Annotated in this window: 13 protein-coding genes; all 13 read right to left on the bottom strand. The window is 52.6% G+C overall.

All coding sequences use genetic code 11. From position 1 onward, the window contains the following. Positions 1–28: 28 nt before the first annotated feature. On the bottom strand, positions 29–505 hold the full coding sequence (gene greA / locus QOX26_RS10220) for a transcription elongation factor GreA (RefSeq protein WP_283674879.1): 477 nt from the start codon (positions 503–505) through the stop codon (positions 29–31). A gap of 131 nt (positions 506–636) precedes the next feature. After that, positions 637–1,803, bottom strand: a complete 1,167-nt coding sequence (locus QOX26_RS10215) for a S41 family peptidase (protein WP_283674878.1) — start codon at positions 1,801–1,803, stop codon at positions 637–639. 61 nt (positions 1,804–1,864) lie between these two features. Next, positions 1,865–3,052: a murein hydrolase activator EnvC family protein gene (locus QOX26_RS10210; RefSeq protein WP_283674877.1), complete on the bottom strand. Its 1,188-nt coding sequence runs from the start codon at positions 3,050–3,052 to the stop codon at positions 1,865–1,867. Positions 3,053–3,087: 35 nt separating this feature from the next. Continuing rightward, positions 3,088–3,972: a permease-like cell division protein FtsX gene (gene ftsX / locus QOX26_RS10205; RefSeq protein WP_283674876.1), complete on the bottom strand. Its 885-nt coding sequence runs from the start codon at positions 3,970–3,972 to the stop codon at positions 3,088–3,090. Then, entirely contained in the window at positions 3,959–4,648 is a 690-nt protein-coding gene (ftsE, locus tag QOX26_RS10200) for a cell division ATP-binding protein FtsE (protein WP_283674875.1), read from the bottom strand. The genes ftsX and ftsE overlap by 14 nt, the downstream gene beginning before the upstream one ends. A 172-nt stretch (positions 4,649–4,820) precedes the next feature. Continuing rightward, complete coding sequence (locus QOX26_RS10195) at positions 4,821–5,912, bottom strand: PucR family transcriptional regulator (RefSeq protein WP_283674874.1); 1,092 nt, start codon at positions 5,910–5,912, stop codon at positions 4,821–4,823. A gap of 239 nt (positions 5,913–6,151) precedes the next feature. Further along, a complete protein-coding gene (locus QOX26_RS10190; RefSeq protein WP_283674873.1) occupies positions 6,152–6,880 on the bottom strand; it encodes a pseudouridine synthase in 729 nt (242 codons plus the stop codon). Between the two features lie 221 nt (positions 6,881–7,101). Then, positions 7,102–7,587 (bottom strand): DUF4830 domain-containing protein, encoded by a 486-nt coding sequence (locus QOX26_RS10185; RefSeq protein WP_283674872.1) that lies wholly within the window; start codon positions 7,585–7,587, stop codon positions 7,102–7,104. Positions 7,588–7,654: 67 nt separating this feature from the next. Continuing rightward, complete coding sequence (locus QOX26_RS10180) at positions 7,655–8,857, bottom strand: FprA family A-type flavoprotein (RefSeq protein ID WP_283674871.1); 1,203 nt, start codon at positions 8,855–8,857, stop codon at positions 7,655–7,657. A 124-nt stretch (positions 8,858–8,981) separates the two neighbouring features. Then, positions 8,982–11,066, bottom strand: coding sequence for an elongation factor G (locus QOX26_RS10175; protein WP_283674958.1), 2,085 nt, complete (start codon positions 11,064–11,066; stop codon positions 8,982–8,984). Between the two features lie 446 nt (positions 11,067–11,512). Beyond that, positions 11,513–13,699 (bottom strand): hypothetical protein, encoded by a 2,187-nt coding sequence (locus QOX26_RS10170; protein ID WP_283674870.1) that lies wholly within the window; start codon positions 13,697–13,699, stop codon positions 11,513–11,515. Positions 13,700–13,717: 18 nt separating this feature from the next. After that, on the bottom strand, positions 13,718–14,503 hold the full coding sequence (gene rlmB / locus QOX26_RS10165) for a 23S rRNA (guanosine(2251)-2'-O)-methyltransferase RlmB (protein ID WP_283674869.1): 786 nt from the start codon (positions 14,501–14,503) through the stop codon (positions 13,718–13,720). A 343-nt stretch (positions 14,504–14,846) separates the two neighbouring features. Continuing rightward, positions 14,847–15,055: FAD-binding protein (locus QOX26_RS10160; protein ID WP_283674868.1), on the bottom strand; the 209-nt coding region annotated here is incomplete at its 5' end.

Raw genomic sequence — 15,055 nt, 5'->3', positions numbered from 1 at the left:
ACGCCGCACTGCCTGCGCGTCGCTCACTTTACTTTTTGCTGATATCGAGCACCTTATACTGCATCATGCCAGCCGGTGCCTCAACCTCAACAATCTCACCGACACGGTGGCCCAACATGGCCTTACCAAAGGGCGATTCATCCGAAACCTTGCCATCCATCGGGTTGGCTTCCTGCGAACCGACGAAATGATACTCCTCTTCATCGCCGAACTCCAAATCCTGTACCACAAAGTGGCAGCCGGGAGAGATTTCGTCAGCAGAATACATATCCTCAGTAATGATCACTGCATGAGAGATGATGTTTTCCAGCTCGGCCATGCGGGAGAAAACCTTGCCCTGCTCGTTCTTGGCCTCATCATATTCCGAGTTCTCGGAAAGGTCGCCGAAGGAGCGAGCTTCCTTAATCTGCTCCGCAACTTCCTTCTCGCGCACCGTTTTCAGGTATTCCAGTTCATCCTTCAGTTTATCCAGACTTTCCTGTGTCAGCTTAAATTCTTTTGCCATATTCATAAACCTTCTTATCCACGTAGAATTGGCCCGCCTCGGCCATACAATACTCCTTATTATAGGAAAGTATTTGTCCCCTGTCAAGCAAACAGTTTTTGTTTTACCTATTTTCTCCCGTATGACTAAGGTTATGACAGGATTTCGACTGCTTTTTGAAGCTGCGGATCGGTTTCCGGTGTCAGGAAATAAAAGTCGGATGCCTGCGCCTCTGTCAAGCCAACCTCAACATCGGGTGCAATCCCTTTATCCGCCAAATTATTGCCCTTCGGGGTGAAGTATTCCTCGACCGACAGTACCAACGCGGAGCCGTCCGACAGCTCATAGGTTTGCTGCGCACGGCCTTTTCCCGTTGTATGTGTGCCCACCACGGTTGCGCGGTCATACTCCTGCAGCGCGGCGGCAAAAAATTCAGCTGCGGAAATCGACTGATCGTCTGCCAGCACCACAGCAGGCAGCTCAATGTGCGCTGCATCTGAAGAATACACCGTTTCCATACCCGCCTTGGTGCGCAATGTCATAATGGTGCCTTCCCCGAGCAGCGGGTCGAGCATCGCGCTCATCTCCTTGACCCGTCCGCCGCCGTTGTGGCGCACATCCAGAATCAGCGACTTCGCCCCGTCCGCGACCAACTGATCGAGCGCCGCGTTGAACTGCTCCGCAGAACCGACGCGGAAGCTGTTGATGCGCAGATAGCCGATTTGTCCATCCAGCATTTCTCCCCACGCCATTTTCTGCTTGACGAGTGCGCGCGTCATGGTTAGCTCCTGCACCTGATTGGTTTCGGCCTTGCGGACGGTAATCGTCACCGCAGTGCCTTCCTCGCCTTGTACTGCGTTCACAACCGCCTGTCCGCCGTCTTTTTCGACCGTCACGCCTTCGGCGGCCAAGATCAAATCGCCCTTTGCGATGCCAGCCTGCTGTGCAGGTGAATCGTCATAGACCTCGCTGACGCGGATACGATCCTGCTCTGTCACCACCGACACGCCGATGCCCACGCCCTGCCCTTCTGTTCGCAGCTGATAGCTTTTATACTCGTTCGCCGGAATATAATTTGACCAGCGATCATTTAGCCCGGTCAGATAACCATATGCTGCAAAATCACCAATCGCCTCGCCGTCCATCGTGCCGACATAACGCTCGCTCACCAGGCGGTCAATCTCACGCAGCTTGGTGCTCACTTGCCGGGTTTGGAACCCAAAGGCTGCATAGCTGCAGGCGACGCCGGTTGCGCCCGCCATCAGGCACAACACCAGTGCTGTCGCAATTGAACTTCTGCTGTTTTTTAACCCTTTCATCGTTCCTCCAAAAGACAACAGGGAGAGACGCACGGCGCGTCCCTCCCCTGTTACTATGTATTTAGCTGAAATAGCTCATCGGATTCTGTGTCGCACCGTTGACATACACCTCAAAATGCAGGTGCGGTCCGGTCGAGTTGCCGGTTGAGCCGACCGCGCCGATCGTATCTCCCGCCGACACCGTCTGTCCAACCGATACATAAATCGCCGACTGGTGTCCGTAAGCCGTCATGACGCCACCGCCATGATTGATGACCGTATAGTTGCCGTAACCGGATACCCAGCCTGCCGTTGTGACCGTGCCGGATGCCGCCGCAACAATGGTTGCGCCGGTCGGTGCGGGAATATCCTCGCCAGCGTGGAACTTACGCGTCCCGTAAATCGGATGCGTTCGCCAGCCATATGCGCTGGAACTTGCGGTATTGCCCGGTGTAGGCCAAACAAAAGTACCGCTGTAACGCGTTGCATTGCTGTTGCCCGCAGCCGCTGCTTCCTTGCGCGACAACTCAGCGATGTCATTGCTGACCGACTGCATTTCAGACTCCAAGCGTGCCTGCTCTGCTTCCTTGGTCTTCTGATAGCTTTCCAGACTTTCCACCAGCGCCTTTTGCTCTGCTTCGCTCTGGGCAAGCTCGTCCACCTTATAGCTTAGATTTTCCTGATAGCTTTTCTGCTCATCCTGCGTGGTTTGCAGTTCGTCACGCTTGACCTCAATGTCCTCCTTGGCAGCCGTATACTCGGCTACGACCTTCTTGTCGTAATCCATAATCTGACTGACAATTTCAATGCGGGAGAGCATATTGGAAAAACTCGATGCGTTGAGCAGAATATCCAGATAAGAGGTTTCGCCCTGCTCATACATGTCACGGATTCGCGTGCGGAACAAGTCCTCTTTACCGGAAAGCTGCTGCTCTGCAACGCCCAGTTCAGCACTTTTTACATCGATCTGCTTCTGCAGACGATTCACGTAGTCCTCGACCGTAGCAATTTCTTCCTTGGTCAGCTTGATTTCGCTCTCAAGCGCAGCACGTGTTGCTTCCGCATCCGACATCTGCGAATCAAGCGCGGCAATTTCCGCCTTGACCGCCGCCTTTTGATCCTCCAAGCCACTCAGCTTGCTCTTCAAGTCATCCATATCGGCCGCGCCGGCATAAATCAGGCCGCTCGACACGATACCGAGCACCATAACACCGACCAGCACAAGCGCGATTGCACCAGAAATGATACGAATGGTCTTTTTACTCATCATACTGAAATTCGCTCCTTCTTTTGCAGATAAAACGCTTACACGTCCATAAACTTGCGGATACTGGTCACGGAGCCGCCGATACCGAACAGCACGCCCGCGCCTGCGAACACGCCGAGCACGAGGTAACGCAGTCCGTCAAACGGAACCATATTAAAGTATGGGATTACGCCGCTGGCCAGAGTGGACAGCTCGCTGTATCCTCCCCACTGTGCAAAGAATGCAAGTACGCCGGCCGTTAGACCAAGAATCATGCCTTCAATGACAAAGGGCCATCGAATAAACCAGTTGGTTGCACCAACCATCTTCTGGATGGAAATTTCCTCTCGGCGCGCAAACATAGCAAGCTTTACCGTGTTGGAAATAATGAAGACCGAGATAACTGCCAGTGCAATCACCATAATCAGTGCCACGATGTTAAACACATGCTGCACCTGCATCAACTTGTTGATGGTCTGCTCATCTGCCCGTACGCGGGCAACTCCGTCAATCGCATTAATCTGCGAAAGAGTATCTTCCGCCAGTGCGGGATCTTTCAGCGTTAGAATGAAGCTGTTGCGAAGCGGATTATTATCCGAAGTAAAGCCGGACAGAATGTCCGCGTCCTCTGCCAATTCGATGCGGTAAGCTTCGAGCGCCTGATCGCGATCCTGGAAGGTGATGGTTGCAATATTGTCAATCGACTCAAACTTGCTACCCAGTGATTTTGCCTCACGTGTCGTCAGTGTTTCATCAATGAAGACGACAATTTGATTCGATTTCTGCAGATTTGTGATGCTGATATCAATATTCAGTGCAATCAGCGCCACCGTGCCGGTCATAAGTAGGCAAGCCAACATGATGATGACCGCCGCAACAGACATAAATCCGTGCTTGAAAATATTGCGGAAGCCTTCCTTCCAATAATAACTAAAGCTTCTCATAATTGTAGTACCCACCTGTCTGATCGCTGATTACCTCGCCCTTGTCGATTACGACGACGCGCTTCTCGAACTCGTCGACCAATCCCTTTTCGTGCGTGACAATGAGCACGGTCGTCCCCAACTCGTTGATTTTTTCGAACAGTGTCATCAGTTCAAGCGAGCGTGCAGGATCAAGGTTGCCGGTTGGCTCGTCTGCAATAATCAGTCGTGGATTGTTAACAAGCGCACGGGCTATCGCAACGCGCTGCTGCTCGCCGCCTGACAGATTAATCGGCTTTTCATATGCCTTTTCTGTCAGCCCCACAAGCTCCAACACGTAAGGCACCCGCTGTTTGATTGCCTTGTTGCTGGCTCCAATCGTCCGCATCGCAAACGCAACGTTATCATAAACCGTCTTATTTCCGATCAAACGAAAATCCTGAAAAACCACGCCCAACGTACGGCGCAGATACGGAATCTTCCGTTTTTTAATATCGCCAATATTATAATTGTTAACCAGTACCTTGCCCTCACTCGGACGGACTTCGGCAGTCAACAATTTAATCAAGGTCGTCTTGCCAGAACCTGACGCGCCGACCAAAAAGACAAATTCGCCTTCATCAATGCGAAGACTTGCTTTGTTCACCGCGCGTATGCCGTTATCATACACTACGGTGGCATCTGTCATTCGGATCACGAAAAAACCTCCCAGCGTCTTAACAAAAAAAGACAAAGGCGCATGTCCAGCACACACCTTTGTCTATTATAGCAGATATTTTTACAGCGCGCAAGTCGACAATAACTGTCAAACCTCGGCGTAAAGGTATTTTTATGTGAAGATTTTGTGAACAGTCGAACACATTTTCGACTTACCGGGACGCTTCCTCGCGGCTGGTCAGGTATTTTCGAACCATCAGTGCAACCTTGAACACGATTGCATGGTCGAACTCACGCAAATCCAGTCCGGTCAGCTTTTTAATCTTTTCCAGACGGTAAACCAGCGTATTGCGGTGCACAAACAGCTTACGGGAGGTTTCGGAAACGTTCAGGTTGTTCTCAAAGAATTTCTGAATGGTGAACAGTGTTTCCTGATCGAGTGAATCGATAGACCCCTTCTTAAACACTTCGGTCAGGAACATCTCACACAGCGTGATGGGAAGCTGATAAATCAGACGGCCGATCCCCAGATTTTCAAAGCTGATAATACTCTTTTCCGTATCGAATACGCCGCCAACTTCAATAGCCGTCTGCGCTTCTTTAAACGATTTTGCGATATCCTTCATCTGAGCAGACACCGAGCCGATGCCAATCAGGCACTTGGCTGACAGTTCACTCGACAGGGCTTCCTCAATCGAAGCTGCAACCTTGGCAAGATCCTTAATCTCGCTGTTGGCTTTGACCTCCTTGACGACAACGATATCGCTTTCGGAGATATGCAGCACAAAATCCTTCTGTTTTTCCGGGAACAGGCCGGTAATCACGTCGATTGCCGCAACGTCGGCCGGAGACTGCTGACGCACAAGGAAAACAACGCGCGGAACGTCATTTCCAAAGTGCAGTTCGCGCGATTTGATATAAATATCGCCGGGCAGGATATTATCGAGAATGATATTCTTGACGAAGGTCGCCTTATCATGCTTCTCATCATAGAGCGTTTTAATATTGTTGATCGAAACCGACACCAGTGAGCAGATGCTGCGCGCAAGTTCGTCTTCTCCCTGCACGAATACCGCATACTCCAGGCGCGTCGAACGATCGGCGGTCGAACGATAAGTATATCCGCCAAAACGAACCATTTCACCTGCAAAACCCAGCTCAGTGATTGCCTCCTCGCGCATTTCCCCAATGCGCGGCAGGTCGGTACACGCTACAACAGCGCCGCTCGCGTCAACAATGCCAATGGTGCGATCCACCGTATCCTTCATCTGCAGAATAATCGATTGGAACAATCTCGAAGCCATTTCCATCACCTTTCCCGTCTTTTTTACCACTCTTTTGCGACGATGCACCCGCCGGAAACCTTCCCGCTCCAGCATCACACCGTATCTTCACCCAGTCCACGCGGATTCCTATCATAGTTCACAAGAATAAATCCGCCCACCTGTGCATTTTAAGTAATTATAACACAGGTGTCAATCTTTTTGTACAAATTTTTTTGAATTACTTTGTGAATTTTATTTTTTTCCACAAGAAACCGATTTCACATCTGTGCCTCTCCGCCACGCAGCAGTGCAACTTCTTCCCCTGTCATCTCGCGGAAGGCACCGGGCGCAAGCGACTCATCAAGCAGAAGACCTCCAATCTGAACACGGCGCAGGCTTGCCACAAAGCCGCCGCACGCCGCAATCATCCGTTTGACCTGATGATATTTTCCTTCCCGTAGGGTTACGCGCACGGTGCACGGATCACCCGGCGTTACAATTTCCAAGCGCGCAGGCAGGCACTCAGTGCCGTCTTTCAGGGTAACGCCTGTCCGAAATCGCTCCTCGGCATCAGCCGCGAGCTCGCCCTCTACCGTCGCTACATAAACCTTGCTGACGTGCCGTCCCGGCGACATCACAGCATGACTCAGCGCACCGTCATTGGTGACAACCAGCAGTCCCTCGGTGTCTTTATCTAACCGGCCGATTGCAAATAAGCCACGCCGCAGCTCAGCGGGGAATAAATCCAGCACGGTGTCATGTCTTTCGTCCCGGTTGGCGGTAATCACACCCGCCGGTTTATTAAGCATATAATACTGCTGCTCACGATACTGAAGCATCGTGCCATCGAGTGATACGGCAATGACATTCGGATCCACTTTGGCTGCCGGATCACGGCAAGGCACACGGTCTACCTCAACACGTCCGGCGCGGATCAGCGCGCCCACCTCTTTGCGGCTTCCGCAATGAAGGTTCGTTAGCAATTTGTCCAAACGCATTTGCGGCATTTTGTGCCTCCCGCCAATCGATTAGTGTATATAGCATAACACTTTTTCGCAAGTTGCACAATAGGTTATCGCAAAAAAAGTGCAAAATTTCTGAAATGCGCTAAAGTTCTCTCTAATAATACAAATCCCCTTTTGTCAAATATGTGCAAACATCCGTCATATTGCCTACTTACACAAAAAAGCGCATCCCCTGTATTGGGGATGCGCTTTTTCGGTCGTGGTTACTCCGGCATATGCGTAATGCCATGCACAAATCCATCCGCTTCAGCAGCACTGATGTCGGCCGCGATCAGCTTGTTTTTCCGAACGAGCAGGTTGGCGGTCACGCCCTCCGCTCCGGTCGGATACTCGGTCAGCTCATACGTGTAGAGCGTTGCGCGCTTGCCCTGATAAGGCACCAGATCAAGCCCCTGCTCCAACTGGATCGCGTTGTACGCTTCGTAAGTCTCGTCAAAGACCTTGGGAATCTGCACTTCACGCTCGCTACGCGGCTCCGAATCGACCTTCCATCCATAGCCTTCCAGCAGCGCGACACGCTGTTCGTTGGTTTTCAGTTTAGCGCCCATGTCTTCTCCGGCCGTCGTTTGCACGCCTGTCGCTTCCGAGACGCGAGGCGCGAGCGCCGCCACGCCCAAAACGACCGCACCGATCACCAGCACGCCGACTACGGCTTTCTTTACCGACATTTTGGTTGCATACACGATCATTTGTTGTCCCTCCTGCCCTTTGCATGGTTCATCCTATGCAGGGACAGGCGCAGACAGAACATAAAATTCAGGAAAGCTGCGAAGCAATTTCATCGGCCAGGGCAGACAGCGCATCGAGCTGCTTGTCACCCAGAACAGATTTGATGGAGATAGGCTGCTCCAGTACGGTCATATTTTTGAGCTCCTCCATACGTGCCGCCATGTGCTTGGCTGCCACCGGTGCCCATGTGCCATTATCGAGCAGCGCAACCGTGCGGTTGCGCACCGTCACTGCCTTCATATCTGCCAGATACGACTCCATCTTGGGATGCAGACCACCGTTATAGGTTGGACTAGCCAACACAATGTGGCTGCAACGGAAGCTTTCTGCAATCAGCTCGGACACGTCTGTGCCGGAAACATCATACATGGCAATGTTTCGAACGCCGCGATCTGCCAGCATCGCGGCCAGCACCTCAACAGCGTTTTCCGTGTTGCCATACATTGAGCAGCAGGCAATCATCACCGCCTTCTCCTCCGGCTCATAGGTGCTCCATTGCTGGTATTTTTCAAGGAGGAGCGCGATGTTTTCGCGCCAAATCGGTCCATGGAGCGGGCAGATTATCTCAATATCCAGCAAATCGGCTTTTTTGAGCAGCGCCTGCACCTGTGCGCCGAACTTGCCGACAATATTGGTGTAGTATCGGCGTGTATCTGCCAGCCATGCCGCATCGAAGTTAATCTCATCGTCAAAGATATTGCCCGACAGCGCGCCGAATGTGCCGAACGCGTCCGCCGAGAAGAGAGTCTTGCTCAGTTCATCATACGTCACCATGACCTCAGGCCAATGTACCATTGGCGCCATAAAGAAATGCAGGGTGTGACGGCCGGTAAGCAGCTTATCGCCCTCCGCTGCGGTGATGGCACGCTCTGCCATATCCGGTGTAAAGAACTGACCCAGCATGCCTGCCGCCTTGGCACTGCACACGAGCTTCACATCAGGCCAACGGCGAATCACATCGCAAATCAGCGCGCAGTGATCCGGCTCCATATGCTGAATGATGAGATAATCAAGCGCACGGCCGTCCAAGCCATACTCCAGATTTTCAAAAAACTGTCGGCTGATCGATTCATCGGCCGTGTCAATCAGTACGGTTTTTTCATCCAGCAGCAGATAACTGTTATAGGATACGCCACGCGGAATAGGAAACAAATTTTCAAAGCGAGCCAGCCGACGGTCGCTTCCGCCGATCCAGAGCAGGTCTTCCGTAATTTTTCTCGTGCAATGCATGGCACGGCACCTCCGTTTTTATTTTCTGTCAAAATTATAACATATGCGCTCGCACAAGTCCAGTTTGTCGACCCGCACAAACCCACAAAAAACCGGCCGCAAAAGCAGCCGGTTTCTCCGTGCTTTATTCTTTATTCAGTGCTTCCAGTCTTGCCTTATTGGCGGCAATCACCTTTTCCTGCACCGGCGCGGGAGCCTCGTCATAGCGCTCGAACGCGGAAACGAACGAACCGCGTCCCTGCGTCATCGACCGAAGCGTAATCGCGTAGTCAGACAGTTCAGCCATCGGCGCCTCGGCAAGAATCTCCTGCCAGCCGCCGTCAATCGGATTCATGCCCATGATACGCCCGCGGCGCTTATTCAAATCGCCGATTACATCACCCATATAAGCATCCGGCACAAGCACCTTCATCGAGCTGATTGGTTCCAACAGAACCGGACTTGCCTGAGGAATGCCCGCCTTATACGCCAAACGCGCTGCCATCTTAAAGGACAGTTCGTTCGAGTCAACATCGTGATACGAGCCATCGGTTAGCACCGCCTTGAGTCCGACCATCGGATAACCGGCAAGCACGCCGTGCTCCATGGCCTCTCGGATGCCCTTATCAACCGCCGGATGGAAGTTCTTCGGAACAGAACCGCCAAAAATCTTCTCCTCAAAGAGGTAATCGCCATCGGCATAAGGTTCAAAGTCCATCTTGACATGGCCGTACTGACCATGACCGCCCGATTGCTTCTTATGCTTGCCCTCAACCGAAACTTTTTTGCGAATCTTCTCACGATAGGGCACAATCGGCGGAGTCAGCTGAACCTCTACACCGAATTTATCCCGCAGCTTTGCGCAGAGCACATCGAGCTGAATATCGCCTGCACCTGAAATAATATGTTGCTTGGTTTCCGGATTGAATTCGGTATCAAACGAGGGATCTTCATCCTTCAGCCGAGCCAGTCCGGCAGAGATTTTTTCCTCCGCACCCTTTACCTTTGCAGCAATGCTCTGCGTATAGCACGGCGGTGCGAAGGTAATCGGTTCAAGCTCCACCTTGCGAACGGACAGACACAGTGTATCTCCCGTTTTTGTGGTTACCAATTTAGATACCGCTCCGATATCACCGCATCCAACGACCTGCACTTCCGTGGTTTTCTTGCCGCAGACCGTGAAGATATGTCCCATTTTTTCATTGGCATCCGCACGCTTATTAACCAGTGTCATGTCACTCTTGACTTCGCCCGACATGACCTTGAAGTACGAAAACCTGCCATACTGATCGGCAACCGTTTTGAAAACGAATGCGCAGGTCGAACCGTTTGGCGTGCAGTTAATCTCAACCAGTTCGCCCTTTTCATCCTCGCTGATTTCCACAGGCTTTTCGTCCGGCGACGGCATGTAGTCTACAATGCCCTTAAGCAGTGCATAAGAGCCGATACCGGTTGCCGCAGTGCCGCAGAATACCGGCGCCAAAACCAAATCCTTGACGCCCTGGCGAATGCCGGCAATCAGTTCATCATCTGAGAATTCCTCACCCGCGAAATAGCGTTCCATCAGTTCTTCCGACAGCTCAGCCACGTTTTCGCAAAGCGCCGCGCGGTGTTGGTTTACCTTGTCAAGCATGTTGTCCGGAATCGGAATTTCAACACGCTCGTTGCCATTCATTTTGTAAGCCTTGCGAATGACGCAGTCGACCACGCCGACCGTATCGCGGTTTCCTTCAAAAATCGGCACTACAATCGGCGCTACCGTGACGCCAAACTCCTTCTGCAGCTTGTGCAGGGAATTGTAATAATCAGAGTTTTCCTCATCGATTTTCGAGATGTAAAACATGCGCGGCATACCACGTTCTTCGCAGCGCGCCCATGCTTTTTCCGTACCAACACCTGGGCCGGATTTGCCGGTTGCGACAATCAGTGCGGATTCAGCAACGCGCAGTGCGCAGCTGACTTCGCTTTCAAAATCGAAAAAGCCGGGGGTATCGAGCAGATTGATTTTGCAGCCGCCCCATTCGACAGGCGCCACGGCCAGCGAAATCGAGAACTTGCGCTTGATCTCCTCGGAATCGGAATCGCAAACGGTATTGCCGTCAGTGATTTTACCGACACGGTCAGTTACACCGCCGGTAAACAACAGGCTTTCGATCAGCGAGGTCTTTCCATCGCCGCCGTGACCCATCAGACATACGTTACGGATCTTATTAACCGGATAATTGGCCATATTCATAAACACTCCCCTGCCCTAGCCTTGTTGAGCGGGCACTTTCTTGCAGGAACTCTGTCCTTGTTTGTTATTATACACTACATTGCCCATGCATGCAAGGACTTTTTTGTGCAACTTTAATGTAGTCTGTACATTGATATTACATTTGATAGAATATTTTATTTTTTTGCAAGTTTCTGTCACAAAAGTGTTTTGATATTCGTTATATTATTATAGCGCATCAGACAAAAAGGTGCAAAATGCCACTAAATTCGTTTTACCAAGGAGGGGGCACGTACGATGAGACAAGCATATCTCGCAACGGCAGGCGCGATTTTAGCACTCGCACTCGCGGTGTTTTCTGTTCTTTCTGTTCTGCCATATTGACTCCTGCCATTCTTTTTGCACAAACCGCTCTTACAGCACAAAGGCGCGAACCCAGAAGGGTTCGCGCCTTTGCCTATTTAATGAGTTTGCTGTGTAATCAGGAACACAGGAACATACCAGAGCAGCATGTACAGCAACAGATTCATCACCGGAAGTGCCGCTACCGCATTCTGGAACAGGAGATAAAACACAATGAGCATGCCGCAAACGCCCGCAAACGTGCCCAGAACCACGTTGGAACGCACCGCACCCGCAAGTTTATCTGCGCATCGCAGCACCTGCACAAAGGGCCCCGCGCCTTCCCGTGTCAAAATCGCAGCCGGTGCATCTCCTTCCGTGTAGGACGAGTCGAGCATACGCGCGATGGAATCCGGCTCAGGCTGATCTGCAAAGCCGCGGCGCAAGTCGAATTGACTTTCCACCATAGAGGGCGAAATATTAAAATCACGTACCGCAAGCGCTGCATTCATATTCATGCGGCGCATGGTGCGCATTGCGTGATAGGTGTTCTTCGTCGGCTGGTAGCGCAGCGTCAAAATACCGACAAGCGTGTCATCCACCACCAGGTACGCGTTGCAGCTATCCACGCCTTGGCCGGCACGTATGCGCATGCCCAACTTGACCATCAGCGCAGCTGTGCCGATAATTACACGGCTGCCACCTATATCGCCCGCAATACCGCCTTCGACAGTCTGCAGATTCCTTACATTGACCGCCGTGCCATACCGCTCACGCAGGGTGTCGGACAGCACCCGACCCAGTTCAAGTCCGGCCTCACTCGTCAGTGCCGCCGCATAGGCAAGCAGCTTGTCATCGCCAAGCTGTCCCATGTTCTGCAGCGCATCCAACGTGATGGAGCCAATCGGGAACAGTTCGGACTCGGTCAGCACAACCTCCTCCGTGCCCCGCAGCAGGTTCGCCTGACGCGCACCCGAAAGAGCCGCTCCCTGCCCCAGCAGGCGGCGGGAAACATTTTTATAGCTTGCGCCGAACGCGCAGAGCAGACCAAGCGGCGCAGAAATTGAGAGCAGCGCCGAAAACGCCCAAAAAAAGCGCGTCGGCTCGCCGCGGCCGACCGAGGAAATCAGCGCAAAAATAATAGAAGCTGCCAATGCAAGCGGCGTATAAATCATCGAAAAGCGATCGATGGTGTCCGGACGCTCCATTTCAAGCAAGAACTCCCGCATTTCATGCAGCGGCGCCTTGATGGCGCGGCACGCATCATCCTGCCGATCATAATGGCTGTACACCGACATTGGCTGTTCGGCGGAAGCTACCGCCTTATACGCGCGTGCCCGGGCAGAAAAGCGGTTGCGCTCTTCACGCATCGCGGCATAAAGCATCAGCGTGCTGACCGCCAGATACGGAATGGTTACACCAACATTGTTATCAAAAATGATGATAGACGCGGCATGCAGAAGCGCCGCAACCACAGAAACCGAGACTAGCGTGTTACGGTCGGGCGTTCCCGTAAACAAATTGACAAACCCCATACCAAACACGTCGATGCCAACGAAGAGCGCCACAAACTGAATTATCATCAGTGCACCGATACCGAGGCCCGGATTTTCCAGTGCATCAATCATATTGGGAAGCGGAAGCGCTTCAATGGTTGGCGCCAAGCTTATGTATGTGGCCGCAACTGCCAGCAACAGCACCACGACCGATCGAACCGATAAGCTCCGTGCGCGGCGCTGAAATGAACGCTGTGCCTGAATCGGGTCACGAAGGGTAATTTCAGCCTCTTCTTCGGCCTGTTCAGCGGCAACACGCGCGGCACGTGCTTCTTTTTTGGTCATCTTCGGCGCCTTTGCCTGCGGCACTGCTTGAGGTTTCTCCCGAACCGGTGCTTCCTCCTGCTCAGCCGCACGAGCTGCGAGTTTCGCAACACGCTTGCTCTCCTTCTCCGCTGCCTTTTCCGCCTTGCGCGCAGTTTTCTCCTGCTTGGCGGCGCGGCGTGCTTCCTGCGCAGCTGCTTCTGCCTCCGGCACAGAATTGGCAACCTGCGGTTCCGCAGGCTTCTTCTCAGCCGTAGCAGCCTTTACCGGGCTCGGTGTAGCCGCTGGCTTAGGTGCAGTCTTCACCGCTTCTGCCTTTGGCGCGGCCTTTGCCGCCGGTGGTGCGGACGCGGGTTTCGGCTTGGAGGGCGCTGTCCCTTCGACCTCGGCGATAATCGATTCAAGGTCGAATTCGTCGGTCGAGGACACGTCGCTCAAGTATGCTTTTAGATCATCAAGATTCATGGTTTCATCTTGCTTTGCCATTGTGCTGTGTTCCTCCTTTTATTCCGCGCACGTGCGGCGACGCACCGTTTCAAACAGCAGTACTGCCGCCGCATTGGAAGCGTTGAGCGAATTTACTCGTCCGCGCATCGGAATGCTGACGATGTAGTCACATTTGTCGCGTACGATTCGGCTGAGTCCCGTGCCTTCCGATCCAATTACCAGCGCAGTCGGACGAGCGAAATCCGCCTCGTACAAATCGGCATTGCCATCAGCCTCTGCGCCAAAGACCCAGACACCGCGTTCCTTCAGCTCATCGATTGCGGACGCAAGGTTGCCCGCCTTATGCACGCCAATATAAGCGAGCGCACCCGCTGCCGCACGTGCAACCGCTGCCGTCAGGCCGACCGCGCGGCGCTTGGGGATGATGACACCGTGTGCACCCGCAGTTTCCGCCGAGCGGATAATCGCTCCTAAATTATGCGGATCCTCAATGCCGTCGCACACGACAATCAACGGCTGCTCACCACGTGTTTCTGCGATTTGCAGAATATGATCAATTGTAACATATTCCTGCGCCGCGACCTGTGCGATTACACCCTGGTGATTTCCCGTCGGGCTTAGGTGATCCAGTTTGCGGCGATCGCACACAACGACCGGCACACCGCGCTTACGCGCTTCCGCAGTCACATCTCCGACACGGCTGCCTTCCGCTGCGAAAATCTTATCGACGGTACGTCCGGCGCGCAGCGTCTCCAGTACGGCATTGCGTCCTTCAATCAGTGTGCCGTCATCTTCGGGCCGCTCCTCGCGTGTCCGATGCTTGTATTTCATATCGTTAGTCATTTCCATTCTCTCCAAAAAACCTTAGATAAATGGATTATATCACACTACTCCCCCACTATTCAACGTCGGACGACTGAATTCATGAAATTTACTCAGATTTCCGAATTTCCCATCTAAAATTTCCTCCGTTACCAGTAAGAAAAAAGCTCTTAAAAGTAAAAAAACAAGACCATGGAGCAATGCTCCACAGTCTTGTTTCATGTATTTCACGCTGACAATGAATCAGCTGCCGATGCAGCCGTGCAAGCACGGTCATGCAATCAATCGCAGGATGCTCCAACCTAGCCGACTGATTTTGGGAGGTATCCAAAGTGGCAGCCAATTCCGTCAGGGAAAAATCAGCTTACTTGCCAGCCTTCGAAGCGCGAACTGCGTCGATCATCATCGGAACAACCTTGAACAGGTCGCCGCAGATGCCGTAGTCAGCAACGTCGAAAATCGGAGCGCCGTCGTTCTTGTTCACAGCAACGATGCACTCGGAATCCTGCATACCAGCCTTGTGCTGGATCGCACCGGAAATGCCCAGTGCTACGTACAGTCTCGGGTGTACGG

It is taken from the genome of Butyricicoccus sp. Marseille-Q5471, assembly GCF_951230135.1.
GTDB lineage: Bacteria > Bacillota > Clostridia > Oscillospirales > Butyricicoccaceae > Agathobaculum.
The sequence above is the reverse complement of the archived record's forward strand: the minus strand, read 5'-3'. Positions and strand labels throughout refer to the sequence as shown.